Here is a 25,146-nt window from a genome sequence, read left to right on the forward strand (position 1 = left end):
ACCTCGCTTCTTTATGAATTATTTGGGATGATCTCCGGAGCTGCCGCCCATTGTCCCCACGGGCGTTCAGCGGCACTCCCGGCAGGTCAGGTTCCATACCCGTCTCTTTTCCGCCGTACAGGCGCCCCATCAGTCATCGGCAATAAATTCCTTCTGGGGCTTTCCCTTTGTGAAAAGGGGCTTCAGTACCGGCACCAAAATACTGGCCGCGGCGATCAGCAGGAAAATCAGGGAGACAGGGCGCATGAAAAACATCGCCCAGCCCTCGGTGGAGTAGGTCATGCCTTTGCGCAGATACTCCTCGATCTTCTCGCCCAGAATAAACGCCAGGATCAGGGGCGTCATGGGCACGCCGGCCATATCCATCAGCAGCGCCAGCACGGCCACAGCCAGCATGACCACCACGTTGAACATCATGTTGGTAGAGGTAAAGGCGCCGATAAAGCACATGACCAGAATGATGGTATACAGATAATGATACGGGATCCGCAGGATATACGGGAACCACCGCTTGGCGATCAGCTCGACGGCAAGGACGATCACAGCACCCACAAGCATATAGCCGAAAATCATATAGCTGGTGACGGGATGCTGCTGGATCATCAGGGGTCCGGCCGTCAGGCCGTGGATGGTCAGGGCGCCCAGCAGCAGGGCGGTGGCACTGTCGCCGGGGATGCCCAGCGCGATCATGGGGATCAGTGCGCCGCCGGTAGCCGCGTTGTTGGACACCTCAGACGCCAGGATTCCTTCCGCACACCCCGTGCCGAACTTTTCGGGATGCTTGCTGGTGGACTTGGCAAAGGAATAGGAGACCATGTTGGAGAGTGCCGAGCCCATACCGGGCAGAAAACCGATCCAGAGTCCGATCATCAGGGAGGAGAAAATCGTCTTGATATTGGAGGTAAAGTCCTTCAGCTTAACGCCGATGCCCTTGATGTCCTGAGCCTTGATCACCTGGAGCTTCTGCGTTCCCTTGGCATAGCTCTTTGCGATCTGAGACAGGGCGTAGGCGCCCAGCATCAGCGCGGTCATATCAATACCGCCGGTGAGGGACCGGTTCCCGAAGGTAAATCTGGCGCAGCCGGTAATGGGGTCCAGGCCCACGCAGCTGAGGAGAATGCCGATGGCCGCAGCCATGATCCCCTTGGCCATCCTCCCTTTGGAAAGAGCCGCCACCAGAGAGATGGCACAGACACAGAGGCTGAAGTACTCCCACGGGCCCAGCATCAGCGCCAGATCGGCGATCACCGTGCACAGGCCGGAGGCGATAAGGACCGCCAGCACTTCCCCTATGAACGAACCTATGATGCCCAGGCCCAGGGCCCGCGATGTCTCGCCTTTCTGGCTCATGGGATGGCCGTCGTAGCACGTGGCTATCGCGGAAGGCGTGCCGGGGATTCCCAGAAGCACCGCGGAAATGAATCCGCCGGAGACGCCGCCCACATACATACCGCAAAGCATACTGAAAGAGGCATTATTGGACAGGCCGAAGGTGATCGGCAGCAGCAGCGAGATGCCCAGGCTGCCGTTCAGCCCCGGGACCGCGCCGAAAATGATTCCTGCAATGACACAAACAAACAGCAATATCAGGTTTGCCGGCTGAAGGCACACGCCCAAAGCCGCAATATAATCCGCCATACGTATAATCCGCCTTTCTGCAAGAGGCACCAGCCATAGATTACGGGATACGCCGCGCCTTCACAGGCGCGCCCCCTAGAACAGGCTGCCCTTGGGCAGCAGGATGGAAAAGCCCTTTGTGAACATAAAATAGAGGCCCACGGTCAGAAGGACGATCATCAGGAGGGCCACGATGGGATTGACCTTTTCATCTTCCTTCAGCAGGTAGATGAAAACGGCAATGGCGATGGGCGTGCTGATGAGGAAGCCCAGGTAATTCAGGCCCACGATATACAGCGCCATGCAGGCCAGAATGATGACCAGCTTGATCCATCCCGCTTTGTCCAGAAAGCTCTGGGCATCGCTTTTGCTCACCAGGATGATGAGCGCACAGATCCCCAGGATCGCTTCTCCAATATACGGCAGCAGTCTGGCGCCGGGATCACTGCTGCTGGCAAGATCCCGGATCGAACCTGTATTGACAAATAGCACCACTACTGCCAGCAAACATATGGCTGAAAATAGTTTATCATATTTGAGTTTCATATCTCAACACCATTATCCCGTTTTATTGCGGGGCCCGCATCACGCCTGCCGAATCGCAGAAATGATGCAGGCCCGCTGTCTCCTACGTCACAAAGGCGGTTGGTTTCCCGGTGTATCTGTTCAGAGTCTCACTCGACCACGGAAATGCCCAGCGCCTTGCCGGTAGCCAGAATGCTGTCGTACTCCTTCTGGAAAATCTCCTGGCTCTCCTTCAGATCATACCACTCGGCCCGGGCGCCCTGCATCTGCAGGTTTTCCTTTACGGTCTCGTCCTCCATCACGGACTTCAGGCTGCTGTTGATCGCCTCCAGGACCTCCACAGGCGTGTCGGCGGGAGCCCACATATAAAGGCGCATATCCCAGCCGATGTCGTAGCCCTGCGCCTGCAGGGTGTTCCAGTGCTCCGGCCACTCAGGCAGATTCTCGCCGGTGGAGCTGAGCACGCCGATCACCTTGACCTTGCCGGCCTCCTCGTAGGACTTCGCGTTGGCCACGTCCACCTGGCCGCAGTCAATGAAGCCGCCGGAGATGTTCGTGAGCTTGTCCGTCGTGTTGGCGGCCACCACCATGTTCAGCTCAACACCGCACTCGTTCATGACCTGGCCCCACAGGAACTGGGCAGGACCGCCGGTGGCGATGGCCACGGAAACCTCGCCCGGATGTTCCTTGGCATAGGCGATGAACTCATCAAAGTTGTTGAAGGGCGCGTCCGCGGGAACGATCAGGGCGTTCTCGCCCATGTACTGCAGCGCCGCGACCAGCGCCAGATCCTCGCTGGGATTGACGTCCAGTACGCCGGTAACATACTGACAAATGGCGGTGTTCTGATGGCACACCAGGGTATAGCCGTCGGGATCCGCATCCGCGCAGGCCGTCATAGCCACAGGGGTGGCCTCATAGTTGGTCACAACCACGCTCTGCCCAAGCTGCTGTGCCCAGGTATCCGTAAATGCGCGGATGGTGTTGTCGGTACCGCCGCCGGCTGCGGAGGGGCAAATCACATTGACGGTGGTGTTGGGCCAGTCCACCGTCGCTTCCTGGGCAGCCTGTCCGGAACCGACAGGCGGCGTATCACCGCCCTGACCGGACTGATCCGTGCCGCAGGCGCACAGTGTCGCTGCCATGGAAAGTGCAAGAGTGAGCGCAATCAACTTTTTCATGTCTTTTTCCTTCTTTCTCCTTTTCAATATTTATATTGGAAGCAGCTCCACTGCTTACAATATGACCGTTTTGGCACAGAGCAGGCGATCGGCCGACTCTGCCGCTTCCCTCAGGAGTTCCTTTTCGCTCCCGCTGAGCTCACGCATGGGGAAATGGGCGCTTCCCATAGGCATTCCCCGCAGCTCCAGAAGATATTTGTGGCTCATCACCGGGACTGTGGCCCGACAGGCCTGCCGCAGCTTGACCAGCTCCCTTTGGTATGCCCGGGCCATGTCCAGGTCCCCGCTCCGGAAGCACTCACAAATACCCACGCAGAGCTCCGGATAGACATTTGCCAGCGCCACAATGGCGCCCTTGCAGCCCAGCTGCAGAGAGGCCAAAATCTCTGCGTCATTTCCGGTGACGATCTCAAACCACTCCGGCACTGCGGCGCGGAATTCCTGCAGGTTGGTGAAGTTCATGCTGCTATCCTTGACACCCTTCAGGTTTCCGCACTGCCGGATCAGTTCCGGCAGCATATTCGCCGCAATGGGATTGCCCGTCATGTCCGGCATATTGTAGATGAATAAGGTGAGCCCCCGCGACATCTCCGACACTTCAGCAAAATATTCCATCAGCGCCGCCCTGTCATACTTGTGATAGATCGGTGCGGTGACAGAGACACAGGATACCCCTCGCTCCGCCGCAAAGGCGATATGCTGTTCCATCTCTCTCCTGTTCATGGACGTGATGTTATACAGCACATCCAGATGACTGGCACTGTTCTGCGCCAGCTCCAGCTGACGCATCCGCTCTTCGGCGGAAAAATTGACGAACTCTCCCGTGGTCCCGCCGATAAAGATTCCCGCGATACCCGCCTGCTCCAAAAAGGCGATGTGTTCGCAGAACCGGCCTTCATCCAACCGGCCATCGCCGGTGCATGGCGTCAGAACGGGCACGGTTATCCCTTTAAAATAAGTCTCCATCTGTGTTATCCCTTTCTTATTCCAATACGGCACCCCTGGCCGCAGAGGATACCTGCTTGCTGTACCGGGCGAGATACCCCATGCTGCCCTTTGGACGGGGGACCCACTCCATCATGCGCCGCTCCAGCTCTTCCGGTGCGATCAGAAGGTTCAGCACCCCCTGGTCGATATCGATCTCGATCAGATCGCCGTCCCGGACCGCTGCAATGGGACCGCCCGCCATCGCCTCCGGCGAAATGTGCCCGACGCACGGTCCTCTGGTAGCTCCGGAAAATCTGCCGTCTGTCACCAGCGCCGTGCTTTCGCCGTAGCCCATGGCCATCAGCGCCGCCGTGGCAGTGAGCATCTCCCGCATCCCGGGGCCGCCCTTCGGCCCTTCCCCGCGAATAACCAGCACCTCTCCCGCCGCGATCCGTCCACTCTGAATGGCCGCCACGCAGTCTTCCTCACTCTCAAAGCAGTGCGCCGGCCCCACATGGCGCCGCATCCCCGGACTGACCGCCGACTGCTTCACCACACAGCCCTCAGGCGCCAGCGTCCCCTTCAGCACGGCGATGGAGCCGTGGAATTCATAGGGGTGCGCCCGATCGCGGATCACGGTATGGTCCGTCGCCGGCGCCTGTCCGCAGTTCTCCCGAAAAGTGCGGCCGTTCACCGTTATGCGGTCCAGGTCGATCAGACCGTCCAGCTCCTGCATCACCGCCCCCGTGCCGCCCGCCAGATCCAGGTCCAGCATGGTATGCTTTCCGGACGGCTTCATCTTGGCCAGGATGGGGGTCTCCGCGGAGAGTGCCCCGATCCGCTCCAGGCTCAGCTTCAGTCCCGCCTCGTGGGCGATGACCGGCATATGGAGGGTGATATTGGTGGAGGCACACACCGAAAGGCCTACCCGCACCGCATCCTCCAGCCCCCGCTGGGTCACAATGTCCCTGGGCCGGAGCCCTCTGCGCACCAGCTCCACAACGGCCCGACCGCTCTCCTTCGCCGCCCTGCGCTTGCTGCCGTACACGGCATGGGCGGTGGCACAGCCCGGGACCGTCAGCCCCATAGCCTCAGCAATGACCGACATGCTGTTGGCTGTACCCATCATGGCGCACGAACCGGGCGTGGGAGAAAAGCAGCTCTCCATCCGCTCGTACTCCTCCCGGGTGATCTCCCCTGCCAGCACCTTTCCGGTCATCTCCTTGAGCTGATAGGTAGCATACTTCTCTCCGCCGTAGCGGGCCGGGAGCATGGGGCCGCCTGTCAGAATCACTGCGGGAAGATTGATCCGGAGCGCCGCCATCAGCAGGGCGGGCACGATCTTGTCGCAGCCGCCGATCAGCACCAGGCCGTCCAGCTTGTGGGCATTGGCGTAGATCTCAATGGAGTCCGCTATGACCTCTCTGCTGGGGAGCACGCTGCACATACCGCTGTGCCCCTGGGAGTAGCCGTCGCAGATCGAGATGGTTCCCGTTTCAAAGGGGATCCCCCCCGCCTGCCAGACACCGGCTTTCACCAGTTCCCCCAGCTTGTCCAGGTGAAAATGGCCCGGATGCATCTCATTGTGGGTGTTGATGACTCCGATGAAAGGCCGCGCCATATCCTCCGTATTCAGGCCGATATTTCGCAGGTGGGCACGCGGTCCCGCCATGTTGACTCCATTCACTACCACTGAACTGGGATATTTCTCGTCCTTATACAAAAATTCCATACAATCATTCCATATATAAAATTTTTATTCCATCTGTAAATAGTTTAGCATGGGGCGCGATTGGATTCAATCTCCAATATCCTCAAAATTTTTCCCTTTTTTCTATGCATATATTACAAATACAGAATCATTATTTTATATATAGAATTTTATGCGGCTATACCGCGGTTTGAGGGCAAAAAAAGCCGGCGACCCCGGGTAAGCCCGGGGCCGCCGGCCGCTGTATTCTGTCGTATTGCGGCGGTCTTATCTGCTAATTCCAGATCTCCGCATTTCCGTCTTTCTCATAGGTGTGGGTCACCGAGGCCTCCAGGATCTCCCAATAGGCCCAGTGGCCGGAGGGCACGTCGGAGAAGGGGAGAACCGCGTCCCGCACACCGGTCTGGCGGCCCAGCGCCTGGTTCACCAGCTTCACCGCCTCCGCCCGGCTGATGCTCCGCTCCGGCTGGAAGGTACCGTCGGGATAGCCGGACACCCAGCCCTGATCGGCTGCAAAGGCAATCACGTCCGCCGCCCAGTGGCCGGCGGGCACATCAGGGAAGCTGGCCATTCCCGAGGTTTTGGGGAAGAAGGCGGCCAGCAGCTTCACCAGCTCCGCCCGGCTCACCGGCTGCTCCGGCCGGAAGGTGCCGTCGGAGTAGCCGTTCACCAGGTTGTATTTCTGGGCAAAAGCTACGTAAGGGGCGTACCAGGCGTTGGCGGAGACATCGGAAAAGCTGATGCTTCCCGTCTCTCCAGTGTAAAGGGAATTCCCATTACTATCTACCGCCAGACGGGCCAGCATAGCCACCGCCTCCGCCCGGCTCAGGGTGGCCTCCGGCTTGAACAGGCCGTTGTCACCCTCCATATAGGCGGTGTGGTTCACCATATCCAGGGCCACAGTCAGCGCCGGCTCCGGCGTGTTGCTGGGGACCGGAGTAGGGGCGACCGTAGGCTCAGGAGTGGCTGTGGCCGCAGGCGTTGGGGTCGGGGTCGGCTCGGGCAGGACACCGCCGTAGGCCTTCCGGTAGAGGTCGTTCAGTCCGCTGTTGTTCACCAGGAACTGATAGCGGAAGTGGACCTCCCCCGTCACCTGGGGCAGCTTCTGGTTCAAAGCCAGCTGCTGTTCAATGGCGGAGGTGCCGTACCAGGCACTGTTGGGATCGGTATTTCCCGCCTGATAGTCCGCCATTCCTATGTAAAGGGAAACTCCTGTACCCTCCACTGTGTCCGCCCACCAGCGGACAATGGTCTCATAGTCCATGCTCTTGTGGCCGATGTACCAGTAGACCTGGGGACAGATGTAGTCGATCCACCCCTCTTTCACCCATTTCCGGCTGTCGGCGTAGGAGGCGTAGTAGCTCTCATAGCCGCCGGTGGTGTTGGAGCCCTCGGGCAGGCTGCTTTTATCCGCCCACACGCCGGAGGGGCTGATACCGTAGGACAGATCGTGGTCGATGGCGTGGAGCCGCTCTCCCAGCTCCTTCACCAGTTGGTTCACGTTGTCCCGCCGCCAGTCCCCGATGTCGGAAAAGGCACCGCCGTACCGGGCGTAGGCGGCGGCGTCGTCAAAGCCGCTGCCGGGATAGAAGTAGTCGTCCAGGTGGATGCCGTCGATATCGTAGTTCCGGACCAGCTCCTCAGCGCCCTGAATGATGTACTCCCGCACCTCGGGCAGGCCGGGATTGAAGTAGAAGTTGTTCTCAAACTGCACCACCCAATCGGGGTGGACCTTGGCAGGGTGATCGGCGGTGAGGGAATCAAACTCGCTCTGTCCGCCCTTGGTGATGCGGAAGGGATTGATCCAGGCGTGGAGCTCCAGGCCCAGCTTGTGGGCCTTCTCCACCCAGTAGGCCAGGGGGTCAAAGCCGTCCCTGGGGGCCGTGCCCTGAGTTCCGGTCAGGTACTTGCTCCAGGGGTAGTAGGCCGAGGGGTAGAGGGCGTCGGCAGAGGGCCGCACCTGGAGGATCACGGCGGTCATGCCCATATCGGCGCAGTTCTGCAGGATCTTGTCGGCGTCCGCTTTGAGCACCGCCGGGTCTGTGGTGGCCTGGCTGGGGTAGTCCAGGCGGTACACCGTGGACACCCACACGGCCCGGAAGTCCTTTTTCTCCCAGGTGGATGCGGCGGAGGCACCGGGCTGGGACCAGCGGCCCAGTCCGATCAGGACCAGGACGCCCACCAGCACCAGTGCCAGGATGGGTTTCCAATGCTTTGTCATGGGGTTTCTCCTTTTAAGTGGTCTCTATTGCTTGGCGATCTGTTCGGCCAGGTCGTTGAGGTAGACCCAGCGCTCCATTTTCTCCTCCAGGGCGGCCTCCAGCTCCTCCTGCCTGGTCTGGAGCTCCTGAAGGGCTACATAGTCGGTGGCTTTCTCCGCCTGCTCCCCCTGGACCTGCCTGATCTGCTCCTCCAGGGCGGCGATATCGGCGTCGATGGTCTCGTACTCCCGCTGCTCCTTATAGGTGAATTTCACCTTCTGGCGGGGGGCGGGCTGGCGCTCCTTCCCCTTGTCCGGGGCAGGCTCCCTGGGGACCTTGGGCTTCTCCTCCTTCCGCCGGGCCTCCAGGTACTCGGTGTAGCCGCCGGGATAGCCCTTCACCCTGCCATCGGGCTCCACGGCGAACACCCGGCGCACCACCCGGTCCAGGAAGTAGCGGTCATGGGACACCGCCACCACCGCTCCGGGGAAGGTGTCCAGATAGTCCTCCAGGATGGACAGGGTCTGGATGTCCAGGTCGTTGGTGGGCTCGTCCAGCAGCAGTACGTTGGGTGCGGCGGCCAGCACGGACAGCAGGAACAGCCGCCGCTTCTCCCCGCCGGACAGTTTCCGTATCGGGGACCACTGGACCTCCGCCGGAAAGAGGAACTGCTCCAGCAGCTGGGTGGCGGTGAGCATTCCGTCTGCCGTCTCGATCCGGTTGCCGATCTCCTTCACGTAGTCGATGACCCGGGTATCTCCATCCATATCCGGCACCTCCTGACAGAAGTAGCCGATGCGGACGGTCTCCCCCACCTCGATCTCCCCGGCGTCGGGGGCCAGCTTCCCCGCCATCAGGTTGAGCAAAGTGGACTTGCCGCTGCCGTTGGCCCCCACGATGCCGATGCGGTCGTCCCGCAGGAGCATGCAGTCAAAGTCCCGGATCACCGTCCGGTCCCCGAAGGACTTGGTGACGCCTCTCAATTCCACCGTCTTCTTCCCTAGACGGCTGGACCGGGCGGAAAGTTCCAGGGAACTTTTTTCCGCCGGGCCGGTCTGGGCCTTCAGCTCTTCATACCGCTCCAGCCGCTCCCGGCTCTTGGTGCCCCGGGCGGTGGGGCCCTGCATCACCCACTGGTACTCCCGGCGGAGGATGGCCTGACGCTTGCGCTCGCTGGCTTTCTCGCTCTCCAGCCGGGCCGCCTTCCGCTCCAGGTACTTGTCATAATTGCCCGGATAGGTGTACAGCTTGCCGTCCTCCACCTCCACCATGGTGGTGACGATGCGCTCCAGAAAATACCGGTCGTGGGTCACCATCACCAGGGCACCCTTCCAGGCCTTCAGCTCCTCCTCCAGCCAGTTCACCATATCGTTGTCCAGGTGGTTGGTGGGCTCGTCCAGAATCAGCACATCGCTGGGCCGGGCCAGCACCGCCGCCAGGGCCACCCGGCGGCGCTCCCCGCCGGACAGCTCCCCCACCTTCTGGTCGAACCGGGGTACCCCCAGGCGGTTGAGAATGGTCTTGGCCTCATACTCCGCCAAAACCTTGTCGTCGTCGCTCAGCCCCGCCAGCACCTGCTCCAGCACCGTCCGCTCCCCGGAAAACACCGGGTTCTGAGGCAGATACTCCAGACGCACGTTGGGGTCTGGCCGGACGGTGCCCTCGTCAGGCTCCTCCACCCCGGCCAGCAGGCGGAGCAGAGTGGATTTTCCGGTGCCGTTGACCCCGATCACACCCACCTTGTCCCCGCGATCCACATAAAAGGAGACCCCGTCCAGTAAAACACGGGTCCCATATATCTTTGTCAGTCGTTCTCCAGAGAGCAGCATAATACAGGTTCCTCGCTTTTTTATGATCTGTTTTAGTATAGCGGAAACAGGCGAAAAAGAAAAGGGGCTTCTCCCCTTGACAGGAAACCGTATTACTCATATAATACAGTCAGAAAGTGTATTAATTGTGTAGTACAGTTGAGGAGGTGAGGGCCTTGGTTGATTTTTCCGCCTTTGTACCGGAAGACGGTCTGCCCATCTATCTGCAGATCATCCGCCACGTCAAGCGGGCCATTGCCGCCGGGACGGTGCGGGCCGGAGACGAGCTGCCCTCCCGCCGGGTGCTGTCCGCCCAGCTGGGGGTGAACCCCAACACGGTGCAGAAGGCCTACAAGCTGCTGGAGGACGAGGGGATCATCACCTCCCGCTCGGGCGCCAAGAGCGAGATCGCCCTCTCCCCGGACCTGGTGGAGCAGATCCGCAGACAGCTGCTGGAGCAGGAGGCGGGGCTGCTGGTGCGGTCCCTGCGGCAGGCGGGCCTGGAGAAGGAGGCCGCCTTTGACCTGCTGGACCGGCTGTGGGAAGAAAGTAAGGAGGAAGGATTATGAAAGGTTATCTGTCCGCGCTCTCCCCCGCCGCCCGGCTGACGGTGTGGAAGGTGCTGGCCATCTCCCTCCTGGCCGCCGGAGCGCAGGTTCTCCTGCTGCATGTCGGCCTGAGAGGATGGGACTTTGACAGCAGCGGCACGCCGGTGCTGGAAGCGGCGGTACAGATGGGCAAACTCTCCCTGGCGTTTGGGGCGGGGCTGCTGCTGGTGTGCGCCGTGCTGGTGCTTCCGGGCCTGGAGCGGGGAGCCAAAACCGGCTATACCATCCGGCGGCTGGCCGCAGACGAGCGGGTGGTGGTGGTGCTGTGGGGCGGGCTCAACGCCCTGCTGCTGCTCATCTTCTGGGGCATCCAGGCGGCGGCGGCGCTGGCCCTGAGCCGGTACTACTTCCAGACCGTCATGGCAGACACCGCCAATCAGCAGTCCCTGTTCATCGCCTTCTCCCGCTCTCCCTATCTCCACGCCCTGCTCCCTCTGTGGGACTGGCCGGCGATGGTCCGCAACGTGTTATGCTGTGTCACGCTGGGGATGTCCTCCGCCTCTCTCTCTTTCCACTGGCGGCACGGGCGGAAGGCCTGGACCCTGCTGCCTCTGGCGGTGCTGGCCGCCGTTCTCTTCCCCTCCGGCATGGACGGCGGCACCGTAACCGGCATCGGGCTGATCGTCCTCGGCGCAGCCCTCGTTCTGATGATCTTCAATGTCTGGAGGTGTCACGAGGATGAAGAATAAACTGAAGCGCCTGGCCCGGCTTTTCCCCCTGGGTTGGCCCTGGGACAACGAGCTCATAGGGGCCGCCTGCGCCATGGGCATATCTGCCCTCACCGCCCTGTGCCTGTTCGCCTACCGGTTCAACATAGCGGTGGACAGTCTGTACCACGGCACCGGCCCGGAACGCCAGCTGATCCCCGGCGCCGTCATGCTCCCCTATCCCCAGGTGCTGGGCAACGCCATGATCCTGTTCGGGGTCACCGCCCTGTGCCTGGCCCTGCTGACCGTGGTCCACTACCTCTGGCACCGGCATGGGGCCCGCAGCGACTACCTGATGCGGCGGCTCCCCCGGCGGTGGGAGCTGGCAAAGCGGTGCCTGGCGGGCTCCGCCGTTCTGCTGGCCTGTACCGCCCTGGCGGCAGCGGTGCTGTTCGGTATATTTTTCATCTGGTATCTGTGCCTGACCCCGGCGGGCTGTCTGCCGCCGGACGTATGGGCTAGGACAGGAGGTTAAGGCTATGCTGGAACTGAAGGATGTGAAAAAGACCTATCTGAACGGCTCCAAGGCCCTGGACGGGGTGGATCTGGCCATCGGCCCCGGGGAGATCGTGGGTCTGTTCGGAGAAAACGGAGCGGGCAAGACCACCCTGATGAAATGCGTGCTGGGTCTGCTCCGCTGCACGGGGGAAATCACCCTGGACGGCGACCCCATTACCCCCAAAAACATCGCCCGGCTCTCCTTCGCCACCTGCGAGCACTCCTACTTCCCCGCCCTCACCGCCAAGGCCCACCGGGCCTTCTATCAGGAGCAATTCCCCACGTTCCGCTCCAAGCGGTTCGAGGCACTGATGGACTTCTTCCAGCTGCCTATGGGCAAGGCCATCCGCGGCTTCTCCACCGGGCAGAAGAACCAGTTTGAGGTGATCCTGGCCCTGAGCCAGGGGGCGGACTACATTCTGATGGATGAGCCCTTCGCCGGCAACGACATCTTCAACCGGGAGGACTTTTACAAGGTCCTGCTTGGGATTCTGGAACCGGAGGAGACCATCCTGCTGTCCACCCACCTGCTGGAGGAGGTGCAGCACTTCATCGGCCGTGCGGTGCTCCTCCACCAGGGAAAGGTGGCGGGTGACGTCACCACCCTGGAGCTGGAGGAGCAGGGCCGGGGGCTGATGGATTTTGTGAAGGAGACCTACCAATACAAGGCCGACCGGGTGAGCCGTGCCCTGGGCGAGCTGACGGACAGGGAGTGAGGATATGAGAGGATACCGATGGCTGATCCTGCTGCTGGCCCTGCTGTCCGCCGGGCTGCTGACGGCCGCCGATCTCACCATTCTGGACACCGCCGACCAGGTGACCGTGGAGCGGGAGGTACTGGCGGGGGAACCGGACGCCGCCGCCGGGGTGGAGGTGACCCTGCCGCTGTCCTGCGGCGACCATCTGTTCTGGACCACCACCTTTCCCGCCGACCGGCCGGAGGAGGCGGCCACCGACTTTACCTACACCCTGAGCCGGGACTACCGCATAGCGCCGTGGGACCAGCAGCCGCTGTCGGTGGAGGTACTCGACAGCTACTACTGGGATCTGGGATATGGTGAGGAGTCTGATCCCTCATCACTTCGGGATCAGCTGTTCCAGCAGGCCCAGGACGCCGCGCCGGCGTATCAGGACAGCACCTTTACCTTCTGGGTGCGGGACTATTTTGACAGCTGGCCTTTGAGGGTCACCGCTGACAGGCAGAAATACACCGCGTATGCCCAGTACGGGAAGGACAGTCTGTCCCAGCTGTTTCAGTCCTACTTTTCCATCCCCGTCTCCTCCGGCGCCCGGATCACCGTCACCGTCCACAACCTAAGCGGAGGCGGCACCTCTTATGACGAGATCGGCATTCCCCAGCGGCTGGACAGCTTTTCTGCCCCCTGCGGCGATTCCATTCTTTTCGTGCTGGCCAATATCGCCTCTGTCGCTGTCAGAGACGAGGCGGGAAACTTCCAGCGAACCGCGATGGCGCTGGACGGCAGCCAGATCCCCGGCGGCTGGGGGCTCTACCGCTATATTCCCAATGAGGATTACACCGGCGGCACGCTGGAGACCCTCTGGTCCCTGCCGGACGGGGCCGAGATCCTGGAGTTCTGGGGGGCGGAGGATGAGAAGGACTTCTTCCTGCTCACCCGGGAGGAGGAACAGCTGCGGCTGCGGGTCTTTGACGGGGACGGGAACCTGCTCCAGGCCATGGATCTGCTGCCTCTCTCCGGCGAAGAATCCTATATGCAGACGTACAAGGGGGACGGCTTCTTCGTACCCATGATCTACGACCCCAGGGACGAGGGATATCGCTATCACTTCGCGGTGGTGAGCAAATGCGCGGAGGATTGGTCACTGGCGTTTACAGGGGATGACCGTCAGGCTGATTCCCTTGGCTACGGCGGCTTTTCCTGGGTCGACAATGCATACGGCGGCCTGATCATGGCCTTTGATGGAGAGCGGCTGGTCATCCGGGATTCCACCTATTCCGACAGCGACCCCTTCTGGCTGGCCATCTACACCAAGGACGGACTGGACTATCTGGCCACCTACCGGAACTCTGTCTCCCAGGCGGCCGACAACAGCTCCGGCCCGACCTTCTATGATACCGCCCGGCCGTTCTGGATCGAGGAGCCCCAGGTGCGGTGGACGGAAACTGCCTCTTGACAAAACCGGACGGTTCGGCTAAAATGACCGTAATCAAATCCTGATACAGGCAATGATGGGAAGAAAGCACGTCCCGTCCCGCTCAGAGAACCGGTGGTTGGTGCGAACCGGCGCGGGGAAGCGTGTGGATACTGAGCCCGGAGCCGTCCGCCTGAACTTCCAGTAGGGCGGGCCGTCACGGCCACGTTACAGGCCGCGGCCTTGTTGGAGGCCATGAGCGTCCGCCGGTGACGGCGGGCGGAAGCAGGGTGGTACCGCGTATCTTACGCCCCTGACCATATTCTGGTCAGGGGCGTTTTTCGTACTCTGACCCAAGGAGGAACTGCTATTATGAAACCCGCGCAGGAAAAGTACATTCCCTTTGTCCCCATCAAAATGGAAAAACGCACCTGGCCCGACAAGGAGCTGAAGGCCCCTCCCATCTGGTGCTCCGTAGACCTGCGGGACGGCAACCAGGCCCTGATCGACCCCATGAACGTGGAGGAAAAGCTGGAGCTGTTCCACACCCTGGTGGACATCGGCGTCAAGGAGATCGAGGTGGGCTTCCCCTCCGCCTCCGAGACCGAGTATGAGTTTATCCGCACCCTTATCGAGGGTGGCCACATCCCCGACGACGTGACCATCCAGGTGCTGGTCCAGGCCAGAGAGCACCTGATCCGCCGCACCTTCGAGGCTATCGACGGCGCCAAGCACGTGATCTTCCACTTCTACAACTCCACCTCCACCCTCCAGCGGAAGGTGGTGTTCCACACCGACGTGGCCGGCGTCACCCAGATCGCCGTGGACGCCGCCCACCTGATCCGGGAGCTGAGCCAGCCCGCCATCGACAAGGGCATGGATCTGCGGTATCAGTACTCCCCCGAGTCCTTCATGGGCACCGAGATGGACGCCGCCGTGGAGATCTGCCAGGCGGTCATCGAGGCCATCGGCGCCACCCCCGACCACAAGATCATCCTCAACCTGCCCACCACCGTGGAGAACTGCATGCCCAACTACTTCGCCGACGAGATCGAGTACTTTATCAACAAGCTGCCCAGCCGGGAGTGTGCTATCATCTCCCTCCACCCCCACAACGACCGGGGCGAGGGCGTGGCCACCGCAGAGCTGGGCCAGCTGGCCGGAGCGGAGCGGGTGGAGGCCACCCTGTTCGGCAACGGCGAGCGCACCGGCAACGTGGATATGGTCACCCTGGCCCTCAACCTGTACACCCAGGGCGTGGACCCCGGCCTGGACTTCTCCAACATCAACAAGATCCGGGATGTGTACGAGAAGGTCACCAAGATGAAGATCGGCGAGCGGCAGCCCTACGTGGGCGAACTGGTGTTCACCGCCTTCTCCGGCTCCCACCAGGACGCCATCAACAAGGGCGTCAACTATATGCAGACCAGCGGCACCGAGTACTGGGAGGTGCCCTATCTGCCCATCGACCCCGCCGACGTGGGCCGCCAGTACGAGCCCATCATCCGCATCAACTCCCAGTCCGGCAAGGGCGGCGCCGCCTTCGTCATGCAGCACTCCTTCGGCTTCGATCTGCCCAAGGCCATGCACCCCGAGTTCGGCCATATCGTCCAGGTGGAGACCGACCGGGTGGGCAAGGAGCTGAAGCCGGAGGCCATCTACGAGCTGTTCAAGACCCACTACATCGACGCGGTCAAACCCTACGAGCTGGTACGCCACTCCTTCGCCGAGTTCACCGACGAGGAGGGCCACTCCCACGTCACCTTCGCCGGTACCCTGCGGCACACCGACACCACCTTCCAGGTCCAGGGCTCCGGCAACGGCCCCATCGACGCCTTCTTCAACGCCATCCACGGCCAGAAGATGGACCGGTTCACCTTCGTGGATTACAGCGAGCACGCCATCAAGCAGGGCTCCGACTCCCAGGCTGTGGCCTACATCCACCTCCGGGATGAGAACGGCAAGGACTGGTTCGGTGTGGGCATGAGCCACAACATCAACCTGGCCCCGCTGAAGGGCATCCTCTCCGCCATCAACCGGGCGGTCACCAAGGACGGAATCTGAATACGGCAAAAGCGGCGGGGACTTCCCCGCCGCTTTTTACAGCTCATTTCCAATTGTGATATCATTTTCAGGGACCTTGGACCAGTCAAAGATACGGGCCAGCTCCGCCGGGGTCACCGGCTCCGGCTTCTCCAGCTGCCCTGCCCAGAAGGCCAGCAGGCCGGTGAGCTCCGCAGGGGTGAACCGCTGCCGCAGGGCACCCATATCCAGGTCCTTCTCCCGCTTGGACAGCCGCCGGCCGTCCGGAGCCACCAGCAGGGGCACGTGGTAAAATTCCGGCGGGGTCAGACCCAGCAATTCATACAGATAGAGCTGCCGGGGGGTGGAGTCCAGCAGATCCCGTCCCCGCACCACCTGATTGACCGCCATGGCCCCGTCGTCGTACACCACCGCCAGCTGGTAGGCGTACACCCCGTCGGAACGGCGGAGGATAAAGTCGCCGCAGTCCCAGAGCAGATTTTCTTCAAACCGCCCCTGCACACCATCTGTGAAGGAAACCTCCCTGTCGGGCACGATCAAACGCCAGGCCGGGCGGCGGGTGCGGGCCAGCTCGGTTCTCTGTTCCTCTGTCAAGTTTCTGCACTTGCCGGAGTAGACTGTCTGACCGTCGGACCGGTGGGGCGCCGAGGCGGCCAGCCGCTCCGCACGGGTACAGAAACAGGGGTAGATCAGACCCTGCTCCTCCAGTTTGCGGAAGGCGGCGGCATATAATTCCGTCCGATCGCTCTGCCGGTAAGGGCCGTGGGGGCCGCCCTTCCCGTAGCCCTCGTCCCAGTCCAGGCCCAGCCAGAGCAGATCGTCGGCCAGCTGGACGGCGTATTCCTCCCGGCACCGGTCCGGGTCCAGGTCCTCCATCCGCAGCACCATCACGCCCCCGGCGGAGCGCACCGATAGCCAGGCCAACAGGCCGGAAAACAGGTTTCCCAGGTGCATCCGGCCGCTGGGACTGGGGGCAAACCGCCCCCGAAGCTCTCCCATAGTGTTCTCCCCTTTCCCGGATAGTGTAACACATCGAAGGTCCCATGGCCATTGCAATCTTGCCGAAATCGTGGTATTGTGAATGCAAGTAAACTGCTCCGAGCGGTACCGTCTAAGGGCCCTGCCTATGACGCTCCGCCAGGGCCGGTCTGGAAACGGACCGACCTTCCGCTTTGAAAAGGGGCCGCTTTTTCCCGGGGGGCAGTATACCCTTCCGGCCGAGAGCGCCGCTTCAAAGCGGCGCTCTCTTTTTTATCAGGAGGTTTTGTCCATGAAGCTGATCGACACCCGGCAGGCAGTGGGCCACGTGCTCTGCCACGACCTGACCCAGATCATCCCCGGCGTCACCAAGGACGCCCGGTTCCGTAAGGGGCATGTCGTTACAGAGGAGGATATCCCCGTGCTGCTCAGCATGGGAAAGGGGCACCTGTACGTGTGGGAAAAGCAGCCCGGGATGCTCCACGAAAACGAGGCGGCGGAGCGGCTGCGGGCCCTGTGTCAGAACGAGCATATGCACCCCACGCCGGCGAAGGAGGGTAAAATCGAGCTCATCGCCGACATGGACGGCCTGTTCCAGGTGGATGTGGAACGGCTCAACGCCATCAACGGCGAGGACGAGATCATGATCGCCACCCGCCACACCAACACCGCCGTTCACAAGGGGGACAAGCTGGCGGGCACCCGCATCATCCCCCTGGTCATCGCCGAGGACAAGCTGAGGTCGGTGGAGGACCGGGCAGGATCCACCCCCATTCTCTCCCTCACGCCCTGGAAGCTGAAAACCTGCGGGCTCATTACCACCGGCAGCGAGGTGGCCAAGGGCCTCATTCAGGACAGCTTCACCCCCGTCATCATCCGGAAGCTGGCTGACTACGGCATTGAAGTCACCCACCGCTGTCTGCCCGGGGATGACATGGCGGCCATTACCGCCGCCGCTCTGGAGTATAAGACGAAGGGCGTGGACCTGATCCTGTGTACCGGCGGCATGAGCGTGGACCCGGACGACCGCACCCCCGGCGCCATCAAGGACACCGGAGCGGAGATCGTGTCCTACGGCGCTCCGGTGCTGCCGGGTGCCATGTTCCTGCTGGGCTACTTCGCCGACGGCACCCCCATTCTGGGGCTGCCCGGCTGCGTCATGTACGCCAAGGCCACCGTGTTTGACCTGATGCTTCCCCGCATCGCCGCCGGAGTACGGGTCAGTCGGGCCGACCTGAAGGCCCTGGGCCACGGCGGTCTGTGCCTGGGCTGCGCTGAGTGCCACTACCCCATCTGCCCCTTCGGGAAAGGCGTGTAAATGGTCACCGGAATTTCATTGGAGGAAGCGGTAGCCCGGATGACTGCCCCTCTCTCCCCGCTGGGGACGGAAACGCTGTCCCTGGAGCAGGCCCTGGGCCGGACCCTGGCGGCGGATGTCACCGCCCCCCTGGACCAGCCGCCCTTTGACCGCTCCCCCCTGGACGGCTACGCCCTCCGGTCCGCCGATCTGGCGGGGGCAGACAAAGAACACCCTGCTATGCTTCAGGTGGTGGGTATCTTATACGCCGGGGATGAGGCCAATGTCTCCGTGGGGCCCGGCCAGGCGGTCCGGATCATGACAGGGGCCATGCTGCCCCCCGGCTGCGACTGTGTGGTACCCCAGGAGCAAACCGACCGGGGAGAGCCGGTGAAGGTGTTTGTCTCTCTGAAACCTTATCAGAATTATGTCTACCAGGGTGAGGATTACCGGGCGGGTACACCGCTGCTGAAAGCGGGCGCCCGACTGGACGCCGCCGCTCTGGGTATGCTGGCCAGCGCCGGGCTGACGGAGGCGGAAGTCCGCCGCCGCCCCAAAGTGGGCCTGCTCACCACCGGAGACGAGGTGGTGGACCCGGGAACGCCCCTTCCCGCTGGGAAGATCTACGGCTCCAACCAGATCCTGCTGGCCGCCCGGCTGACAGAGCTGGGATTTGAGACCGAGACCGCCCATCAGGGGGACGATCCCGCCGCCGTGGCGGCGGCCATGAAGCAGCTGCTGAAAAGCTGCGACGTACTGATTTCCACCGGCGGGGTATCGGTGGGCGACAAGGACATCTTCCACCAGGCCCTCCCCCTGCTGGGGGCGGAGCAGGTGTTCTGGCGGGTGGACCTGAAACCGGGCACCCCCGCCATGTACTCCGTCTATGAGGACAAGCCCATCCTGTCCCTGTCGGGCAACCCCTTTGCCGCCTTCACCACCTTTGAGCTGCTGGCCCGGCCCCTGCTGGCCGCGCTGGCCGGAGAGGAAGGGCCACGGTGGGGGGAGGGCGTGCTGGATACCCCCTTCCCCAAGGCCAGCCCCAAGCGGCGGTTCATCCGGGGCAGATATGAGAACGGACATATCACGCTGCCGGAGGGCCACTCCTCCGGGCTGCTCTCCTCCCTGGTAGGGTGCAATTGTCTGGCGGAACTGCCGGCAGGCTCACCCCCGGCGGGGGCGGGACAGAAGGTCCGGATTCTGCTGCTGTAATCAGGAGGTTGTTATGGAACCTGTATTCAATCATTTTGACGAGGCGGGCAACGCCATCATGGTGGACGTGACTGGCAAGGAGCCCACCTTCCGCACCGCTGTGGCCGAGGGAAAAATCAAGGTCACCCGGCCCATTCTGGACGCCATCACCGGCCGCACCGCCGCCAAGGGGGACGTTCTGGGGGTGGCAAGGGTGGCGGGCATCATGGCCGCCAAGCGCACCTGGGAGCTGATCCCCCTGTGCCACCCCCTGCTGCTCAGCCACCTGTCGGTGGATTTTGAGATTCTGGAGGAGGAGTGCGCCGTCCGGGGGTCGTGCACCGTGAAGCTGTCCGGCAAGACCGGGGTGGAGATGGAAGCCCTCACCGGGGTGTCCGTGGCCCTGCTCACCATCTACGACATGTGCAAGGCCATCGACAAGGGCATGGAGCTGAGTGAGATCCACCTGGTCCACAAGGAGGGCGGCAAGTCGGGGGTGTATGACCGTGGGTAAGCCCGTGGTGATCGCCGTTTCCGGGGTGAAGAACTCGGGAAAGACCACCCTCATTGAAGCCATGCTCCCCCTGCTGGCAGATATGGGGTTGGGCGTGGCGGTCATCAAGCACGACGGGCACTGCTTCGACCCCGACCCGCCCGGCACTGACACCGGCCGCTTTATGGCCGCCGGGGCGGCAGGCACCGCCATTTTCGACGGGGAGAAATTCAAGATCGTAAAAAAACAGCCGGTGACGGAGGATGTGCTTATCAGCCAGTTCCCGGAGGCCGACCTGATCCTGCTGGAGGGCTTCAAGCACACCCCCTGGCCCAAGCTGGAGGTGGTGCGGGGGGCGATCTCACAGGCCCCGGTGTCCGACCCCGCCACCCTGCTGGGCCTGGTCACCGACCTGGACCTGGCTCTGCCCGGCATCCCTATTCTGCCTCTGGGAGAGCCGAAGGCGGCGGCGGACCTGCTGCTGGACTACATCCAAAAGGAGAGAAAACACCATGCTTGACGCCCTGGGGCGGAACATCCGCTACCTGCGCATCTCCGTCACCGACCGGTGCAACCTGCGCTGCCGCTACTGCATGCCGGCGGAGGGGGTGCAGTGGGTGGACCACAGCGCCATCCTCACCTACGAGCAGATCACCCGGCTGGTGGGCCTGTTTGCCGCCATGGGGGTGGAGAAGGTACGGCTCACCGGCGGGGAGCCCCTGGTGCGGAAGGGACTGGACAGCCTGGTAAGGAGCATCAGGCAGGTGCCCGGTATCCGCAGGGTATACCTCACCACCAACGGCCTGCTGCTGGCCGACCAGCTGCCCGGCCTGCTGGCAGCTGGGCTGGACGGGGTGAATCTCAGTCTGGACACCCTGGACCGGACCCAGTATGAGGCTCTCACCCGCCGGGACGAGCTGGACCGGGCTTTGGCGGGCCTGAACGCCGCCCTAGCTGTCCCCGGCCTGACGGTGAAGGTCAACTGCGTCCCCTCCGGGGAGAATGACGATCAGCTGGTCCCCCTGGCGGCTTTGGCAAAAGATCAGGACCTGTCGGTGCGGTTCATCGAGCTGATGCCCATCGGACTGGGCTCCTCCCTCCCCCGCCGGACAGAGGCGGAGGTGCTGTCTATCCTGGAATCCGCCTTCGGCCCCGCTCTCCCCTGTCCCCAGGAGACAGGCGGCGGACCGGGCCGGTATGTGACATTTTCAGGCTTCCGGGGCAAGGTGGGCTTCATCAGCGCGGTGAGCCACCGGTTCTGCCAGAGCTGCGACCGGGTACGGCTCACCGCCGTCGGATTTCTGAAAACCTGCCTGCAATATGACTGCGGGGCGGACCTGAAGGCCCTGCTGGATACCGGCGCGGACGACGCTTCTCTGATGGATGCCATTCGGGGAGCCATCACCCAAAAGCCGGAGGGGCACCATTTCGGGCAGGCACCCACCGGTCGGGACGAGGGCCGGAACATGAACCAAATTGGAGGGTAAGACATGGGTAAGGTAATCGCCGTCTGCGTCAGCGAGCAGAAAGGCACTCAGAAAAAGAACGTGGGCTCCGCTCAATTCGTCGAGGACTGGGGCATTCAGGGGGATGCCCACGCAGGCAAGTGGCACCGGCAGGTGTCCCTGCTGTCCCACGAGCAGGTGGAGGCCTTCCGGGCCAGAGGAGCCGTGGTGGAGGACGGCGCCTTCGGAGAGAACCTGGTGGTGGAGGGGTACGACTTCAAAACCCTGCCCATCGGCACCAGATTCAAGTGCAATGACGTGGTGCTGGAGCTGACCCAGGTGGGCAAGCAGTGCCACAGCCACTGCGAGATCTACAAGGTCATGGGGGACTGCATCATGCCCCGGGAAGGGGTATTTACCAAGGTGCTCCACGGGGGCACCATCTCGGTGGGGGACGAGCTCACCATTGTGGAGGAGGGTTAATATGCGAGTGGCTATCATTACCCTCAGCGACTCCGGCTACGCCGGACAGCGGGAGGACAAAAGCGGCCCGGCCATCCGGGAGCTGTCAGAGGGAGCGGGCTATGAAGTTGTGCACACCGCCCTGCTGCCCGACGGCATCGAGCCGCTGGCTTCCGAGCTGAAGCGGCTGTGCGACGAGGACATGGCCGACCTGATCCTCACCACCGGCGGCACCGGCTTTTCCCCCACCGACCTGACCCCGGAGGCCACCCTGTCCGTGGTGGAGCGTCCCGCTCCCGGCATTGCCGAGGCCATGCGGTACAACTCCCTCCAGATCACCCCCCGGGCCATGCTTTCCCGGGCGGCGGCAGGCATCCGGAAGAAAACTCTCATCGTCAACCTGCCGGGCAGTCCCAAGGCGGTGCGGGAATGCCTGGAATTTATCCTCCCCTCTCTGGGCCACGGCCTGGAAATCCTCAGGGGGACTGCGGGCAACTGCGCCCGTTAACATAAGTCCTGAATTCTTCGAGCCCGTGGCGCCTAAAGCGTGAGCCATGGCGGCGGGCCGGGGCGCTCCTGGAAACGGGGCCGCCTACCATTTTGTAAAGGAGAATGCAGTATGAAAAAACTCGTATCCCTGACCCTGGCCCTGGCATTGGCTCTGGGCCTCACCGCCTGCGGAGGTGGAAATCCCGGCACCGCCGAAAGCCCGGCGGCCCAGAACAGCGAGACCCCGTCTGCCCAGGCGGAGTCCGTGGACGTGGTGGTATTTGCCGCCGCCTCTATGGAGGCCACTCTCACCGAGATCGCCGGTCTCTATAAGGACGTGGCTCCCAACGTCAACCTGATCTTCACCTTTGATTCCTCCGGCACCCTGAAGACCCAGATCGAAGAGGGCGCGGTGTGCGACCTGTTCATCTCCGCCGCCCAGAAGCAGATGAACCAGCTGGATGCCGCCGACACCACCGGCACCAACGAGGGGCTGGACTTTGTGCTGTCTGACACCCGCATCGACTTTGTGGAAAACAAGGTGGTGCTGGCGGTGCCTGACGACAACCCCAAGGACATTCAATCCTTCCAGGACCTGGCCACCGACAAGCTGGAACTGCTCTGCCTGGGCAACGACGACGTGCCGGTGGGGGCCTACTCTCTCCAGATCCTGGATACCCTGGGCATCGACATTGCCAGTCTGGAAGCGGACGGCAAGGTGACTTATGCCTCCAACGTGTCCGAGGTGGCCACCCAGGTGAAGGAGGGCGCGGTGGACTGCGGTATTATCTACGCCACCGATGCCTTTACCTATGAGCTGAACGTGGTGGATCAGGCCACCGCCGACATGTGCGACCAGGTCATCTACCCCGCCGCCGTCATGAAGTGCGGCGGCAGCGAGGCCAGCCAGCAGGCCGCCCAGGCCTTCCTGGACTACATCCACACCGACGCTGATGCCATCGCCGTACTGGAGGGTGTGGGCTTTACCGTATTGTGAGTAGGGGCGCACATTGTGCGCCCGAAGGCGGGGAGTACGCGCCCCCACGCCAACATGACAGGACGGTGAATTTTCTTGGACTGGTATCCCCTCTTTAACTCCCTGCGGATCGCCGCCATCTCCACGGTGCTCATCTTCTTCCTGGGCATCTTCGCCGCCTACTATGTGGCCAGGCTGCCCCGGCTGGTAAAGGGTGTGCTGGACGTGGTGCTCACCCTGCCCCTGGTGCTCCCTCCCACGGTGGTGGGCTACTTCCTGCTGCGGCTGCTGGGACCCAAGCGGGTGCTGGGCATGTGGTTTCTGGAGGTCTTTGACCTGCGGCTCACCATGGTGTGGTACGCCGCCGTCTTTGCTTCTGCGGTGGTGGCTTTCCCCCTGATGTACCGCACTGCCCGGGGGGCCTTTGAATCCTTTGACAGCACCCTGGCCCATGCCGCCCGCACGCTGGGCAGGTCCAACACCTGGATTTTCTGGCGGGTGATGCTGCCCTGCTGCAAGCAGGGGATCATCGCCGGGACGGTACTGGCCTTCGCCCGGGCCCTGGGCGAGTACGGCGCCACCGCCATGATCGCCGGATACACCCCCGGCAAGACCGCCACCATCTCCACCACGGTATACCAGCTGTGGCGCACCGGGGATGACGCGGGCGCCATGAAGTGGGTGCTGGTCAATCTGGCCATCTCCGCCGTGGTGCTGCTGTGTGTCAACATGCTGGAGAAAAAGGACCGCAGGCCCCGCCGGAAGGCGGCTCCCGTGTCCGGGGAGGTGGAATAATGCGCCTGTTTGTGGATGTCCATAAGGACTTCGGCGCGTTCAAGCTGGATGTGTCCTTTGAGACGGAAAGCGGACAGATCACCGGCCTGCTGGGGGCCTCCGGCTGCGGCAAGAGTATGACCCTGCGGTGCATCGCGGGCATTGAGAAGCCGGACCGGGGCCGGGTCGTGCTGGATGGCAAGGTGCTTTCTGATTCGGAACGGCACATTGATCTACCGCCCCAGAAACGGCGGGTGGGCTATCTGTTCCAGAACTACGCCCTGTTCCCCAACATGACGGTGGCCCAGAACATCGCCGTGGGGGTGCGGGACAAAAAGGTCCGGCGGGAGACGGTGGCGCGGCTGGTGCGCACCCTCTGGCTGGAGGGGCAGGAACAGAAGTATCCCCGGCAGCTCTCCGGCGGCCAACAGCAGCGGGTGGCGCTGGCCCGGATCCTGGCCAGCGCACCGGAGGTGCTGCTGCTGGACGAGCCCTTCTCCGCTCTGGACAGCTACCTGAAATGGCAGGTGGAACTGGAGCTGGCCGACCTGCTCTCCGCCTTCCCCGGCCCGGTGATCTTCGTCACTCACAACCGGGACGAAGTGCAGCGGCTGTGCAGGCAGGTGTGCGTGCTGGATCAGGGGAAATCCCAGACTGTCATGCCGGTGAATCAGCTCTTTGAAGCTCCCCGCACTCTGTCCGCCTGCCTGCTGTCCGGGTGCAAGAATATCTCACGGGCCAGGCCCACAGCCGACGGCAAGGTGGAGGCCCTGGACTGGGGGGTGACCCTGGACCCGGAGGGCCCCCTGCCGGAAGGGCTGAGCCACATCGGCGTGCGTGCCCATTACATCATACCGGTGGACGGGCCCGGCCCCAACCGGCTGCCCTGCAAGGTGAAGCGGGTGGTGGAAAACGTGTTCTCCACCGTGGTCATGCTATCCACCCCCGGCGGCAGCCAGGGCTTCTCCCGGCTGCGCATCGAGCTGGAAAAGGGCAGATGGACGGCTTTGGCGGGCAAGGACCCTCTGTGGCTGGAGCTGCCCGCCAAGGATCTGCTTCTGCTGACCAAGGATGGATAAAATAACACCGGGACCGGTGATACC

24 protein-coding genes, 2 riboswitches and 1 other annotated feature are annotated in these 25,146 nt (G+C 62.6%); of the genes, 16 read left to right on the forward strand and 8 right to left on the reverse strand.

Going from position 1 to position 25,146, the window contains the following annotated elements; translation table 11 throughout:
* Window positions 1–129: 129 nt before the first annotated feature.
* The 7 genes from E0E41_RS03230 to E0E41_RS03260 form a co-directional block, all read right to left on the reverse strand.
* Window positions 130–1,638, reverse strand: coding sequence for a tripartite tricarboxylate transporter permease (locus E0E41_RS03230; RefSeq protein ID WP_130868696.1), 1,509 nt, complete (start codon window positions 1,636–1,638; stop codon window positions 130–132).
* Window positions 1,639–1,713: 75 nt separating this feature from the next.
* Window positions 1,714–2,163, reverse strand: a complete 450-nt coding sequence (locus E0E41_RS03235) for a tripartite tricarboxylate transporter TctB family protein (RefSeq protein WP_130868697.1) — start codon at window positions 2,161–2,163, stop codon at window positions 1,714–1,716.
* A gap of 128 nt (window positions 2,164–2,291) precedes the next feature.
* Window positions 2,292–3,323: a Bug family tripartite tricarboxylate transporter substrate binding protein gene (locus E0E41_RS03240; RefSeq protein ID WP_130868698.1), complete on the reverse strand. Its 1,032-nt coding sequence runs from the start codon at window positions 3,321–3,323 to the stop codon at window positions 2,292–2,294.
* A 54-nt stretch (window positions 3,324–3,377) separates the two neighbouring features.
* Window positions 3,378–4,289 (reverse strand): dihydrodipicolinate synthase family protein, encoded by a 912-nt coding sequence (locus tag E0E41_RS03245; RefSeq protein WP_130868699.1) that lies wholly within the window; start codon window positions 4,287–4,289, stop codon window positions 3,378–3,380.
* 16 nt (window positions 4,290–4,305) lie between these two features.
* The gene (gene ilvD, locus E0E41_RS03250) at window positions 4,306–5,982 is read right to left on the reverse strand and encodes a dihydroxy-acid dehydratase (RefSeq protein ID WP_130868700.1); all 1,677 of its coding nucleotides are present in this window, start codon (window positions 5,980–5,982) and stop codon (window positions 4,306–4,308) included.
* 253 nt (window positions 5,983–6,235) lie between these two features.
* A complete protein-coding gene (locus E0E41_RS03255) occupies window positions 6,236–8,182 on the reverse strand; it encodes a family 10 glycosylhydrolase (protein WP_130868701.1) in 1,947 nt (648 codons plus the stop codon).
* 24 nt (window positions 8,183–8,206) lie between these two features.
* Window positions 8,207–9,991, reverse strand: a complete 1,785-nt coding sequence (locus E0E41_RS03260) for an ABC-F family ATP-binding cassette domain-containing protein (RefSeq protein ID WP_130868702.1) — start codon at window positions 9,989–9,991, stop codon at window positions 8,207–8,209.
* A 155-nt stretch (window positions 9,992–10,146) separates the two neighbouring features.
* On the opposite strand from E0E41_RS03260, the gene E0E41_RS03265 reads away from it, so the two are divergent.
* The 6 genes from E0E41_RS03265 to leuA all read left to right on the forward strand — a co-directional run bounded on the left by E0E41_RS03265 (window position 10,147) and on the right by leuA (window position 15,959).
* The gene (locus tag E0E41_RS03265; protein WP_130868703.1) at window positions 10,147–10,539 is read left to right on the forward strand and encodes a GntR family transcriptional regulator; all 393 of its coding nucleotides are present in this window, start codon (window positions 10,147–10,149) and stop codon (window positions 10,537–10,539) included.
* On the forward strand, window positions 10,536–11,267 hold the full coding sequence (locus tag E0E41_RS03270; RefSeq protein ID WP_130868704.1) for a hypothetical protein: 732 nt from the start codon (window positions 10,536–10,538) through the stop codon (window positions 11,265–11,267). The genes E0E41_RS03265 and E0E41_RS03270 overlap by 4 nt, the downstream gene beginning before the upstream one ends.
* Entirely contained in the window at window positions 11,257–11,760 is a 504-nt protein-coding gene (locus E0E41_RS03275) for a hypothetical protein (RefSeq protein ID WP_130868705.1), read from the forward strand. The genes E0E41_RS03270 and E0E41_RS03275 overlap by 11 nt, the downstream gene beginning before the upstream one ends.
* Window positions 11,761–11,764: 4 nt before the next feature.
* Window positions 11,765–12,499, forward strand: coding sequence for an ATP-binding cassette domain-containing protein (locus E0E41_RS03280; protein WP_130868706.1), 735 nt, complete (start codon window positions 11,765–11,767; stop codon window positions 12,497–12,499).
* Window positions 12,500–12,503: 4 nt separating this feature from the next.
* On the forward strand, window positions 12,504–13,937 hold the full coding sequence (locus tag E0E41_RS03285; protein WP_130868707.1) for a hypothetical protein: 1,434 nt from the start codon (window positions 12,504–12,506) through the stop codon (window positions 13,935–13,937).
* A gap of 43 nt (window positions 13,938–13,980) precedes the next feature.
* Window positions 13,981–14,213: a binding site (T-box leader), on the forward strand.
* Between the two features lie 54 nt (window positions 14,214–14,267).
* Entirely contained in the window at window positions 14,268–15,959 is a 1,692-nt protein-coding gene (gene leuA / locus E0E41_RS03290) for a 2-isopropylmalate synthase (protein ID WP_130868708.1), read from the forward strand.
* 36 nt (window positions 15,960–15,995) lie between these two features.
* Here the strand turns inward: leuA and gluQRS are convergent, their stop codons facing one another.
* Window positions 15,996–16,937, reverse strand: a complete 942-nt coding sequence (gluQRS, locus tag E0E41_RS03295) for a tRNA glutamyl-Q(34) synthetase GluQRS (protein ID WP_130868709.1) — start codon at window positions 16,935–16,937, stop codon at window positions 15,996–15,998.
* Window positions 16,938–17,021: 84 nt separating this feature from the next.
* Window positions 17,022–17,137, forward strand: a riboswitch (molybdenum cofactor riboswitch).
* Window positions 17,138–17,208: 71 nt separating this feature from the next.
* On the opposite strand from gluQRS, the gene E0E41_RS03300 reads away from it, so the two are divergent.
* The 10 genes from E0E41_RS03300 (at window position 17,209) to E0E41_RS03345 (ending at window position 25,122) form a co-directional block, all read left to right on the forward strand.
* A complete protein-coding gene (locus tag E0E41_RS03300; RefSeq protein ID WP_130868710.1) occupies window positions 17,209–18,234 on the forward strand; it encodes a molybdopterin-binding protein in 1,026 nt (341 codons plus the stop codon).
* Window positions 18,235–19,425 (forward strand): molybdopterin molybdotransferase MoeA, encoded by a 1,191-nt coding sequence (locus E0E41_RS03305; protein WP_130868711.1) that lies wholly within the window; start codon window positions 18,235–18,237, stop codon window positions 19,423–19,425.
* A gap of 13 nt (window positions 19,426–19,438) precedes the next feature.
* Entirely contained in the window at window positions 19,439–19,918 is a 480-nt protein-coding gene (gene moaC / locus E0E41_RS03310; RefSeq protein WP_130868712.1) for a cyclic pyranopterin monophosphate synthase MoaC, read from the forward strand.
* On the forward strand, window positions 19,905–20,417 hold the full coding sequence (gene mobB, locus E0E41_RS03315) for a molybdopterin-guanine dinucleotide biosynthesis protein B (RefSeq protein WP_130868713.1): 513 nt from the start codon (window positions 19,905–19,907) through the stop codon (window positions 20,415–20,417). Before moaC ends, mobB begins: the two co-directional genes overlap by 14 nt.
* Window positions 20,410–21,384, forward strand: coding sequence for a GTP 3',8-cyclase MoaA (gene moaA / locus E0E41_RS03320; RefSeq protein ID WP_130868714.1), 975 nt, complete (start codon window positions 20,410–20,412; stop codon window positions 21,382–21,384). Before mobB ends, moaA begins: the two co-directional genes overlap by 8 nt.
* Before the next feature lie 3 nt (window positions 21,385–21,387).
* A complete protein-coding gene (locus E0E41_RS03325) occupies window positions 21,388–21,825 on the forward strand; it encodes an MOSC domain-containing protein (protein ID WP_130868715.1) in 438 nt (145 codons plus the stop codon).
* Window position 21,826: 1 nt separating this feature from the next.
* Window positions 21,827–22,312 carry a MogA/MoaB family molybdenum cofactor biosynthesis protein gene (locus tag E0E41_RS03330; protein WP_130868716.1) on the forward strand — a complete coding sequence of 162 codons (486 nt, stop codon included), beginning with the start codon at window positions 21,827–21,829 and terminating at the stop codon, window positions 22,310–22,312.
* A gap of 3 nt (window positions 22,313–22,315) precedes the next feature.
* A riboswitch (molybdenum cofactor riboswitch) is annotated at window positions 22,316–22,431 on the forward strand.
* Window positions 22,424–23,290, forward strand: a complete 867-nt coding sequence (gene modA, locus E0E41_RS03335; RefSeq protein WP_130868717.1) for a molybdate ABC transporter substrate-binding protein — start codon at window positions 22,424–22,426, stop codon at window positions 23,288–23,290. Its footprint overlaps the riboswitch before it by 8 nt.
* A gap of 75 nt (window positions 23,291–23,365) precedes the next feature.
* The gene (modB, locus tag E0E41_RS03340) at window positions 23,366–24,064 is read left to right on the forward strand and encodes a molybdate ABC transporter permease subunit (protein ID WP_130868718.1); all 699 of its coding nucleotides are present in this window, start codon (window positions 23,366–23,368) and stop codon (window positions 24,062–24,064) included.
* A complete protein-coding gene (locus E0E41_RS03345) occupies window positions 24,064–25,122 on the forward strand; it encodes a sulfate/molybdate ABC transporter ATP-binding protein (protein WP_130868719.1) in 1,059 nt (352 codons plus the stop codon). Before modB ends, E0E41_RS03345 begins: the two co-directional genes overlap by 1 nt.
* The last annotated feature ends 24 nt before the right edge of the window (window positions 25,123–25,146 follow it).

It is taken from the genome of Intestinimonas massiliensis (ex Afouda et al. 2020) (genome assembly GCF_900626285.1).
In the GTDB taxonomy this organism is placed as follows: Bacteria; Bacillota; Clostridia; order Oscillospirales; family Oscillospiraceae; genus Flavonifractor; species Flavonifractor massiliensis_A.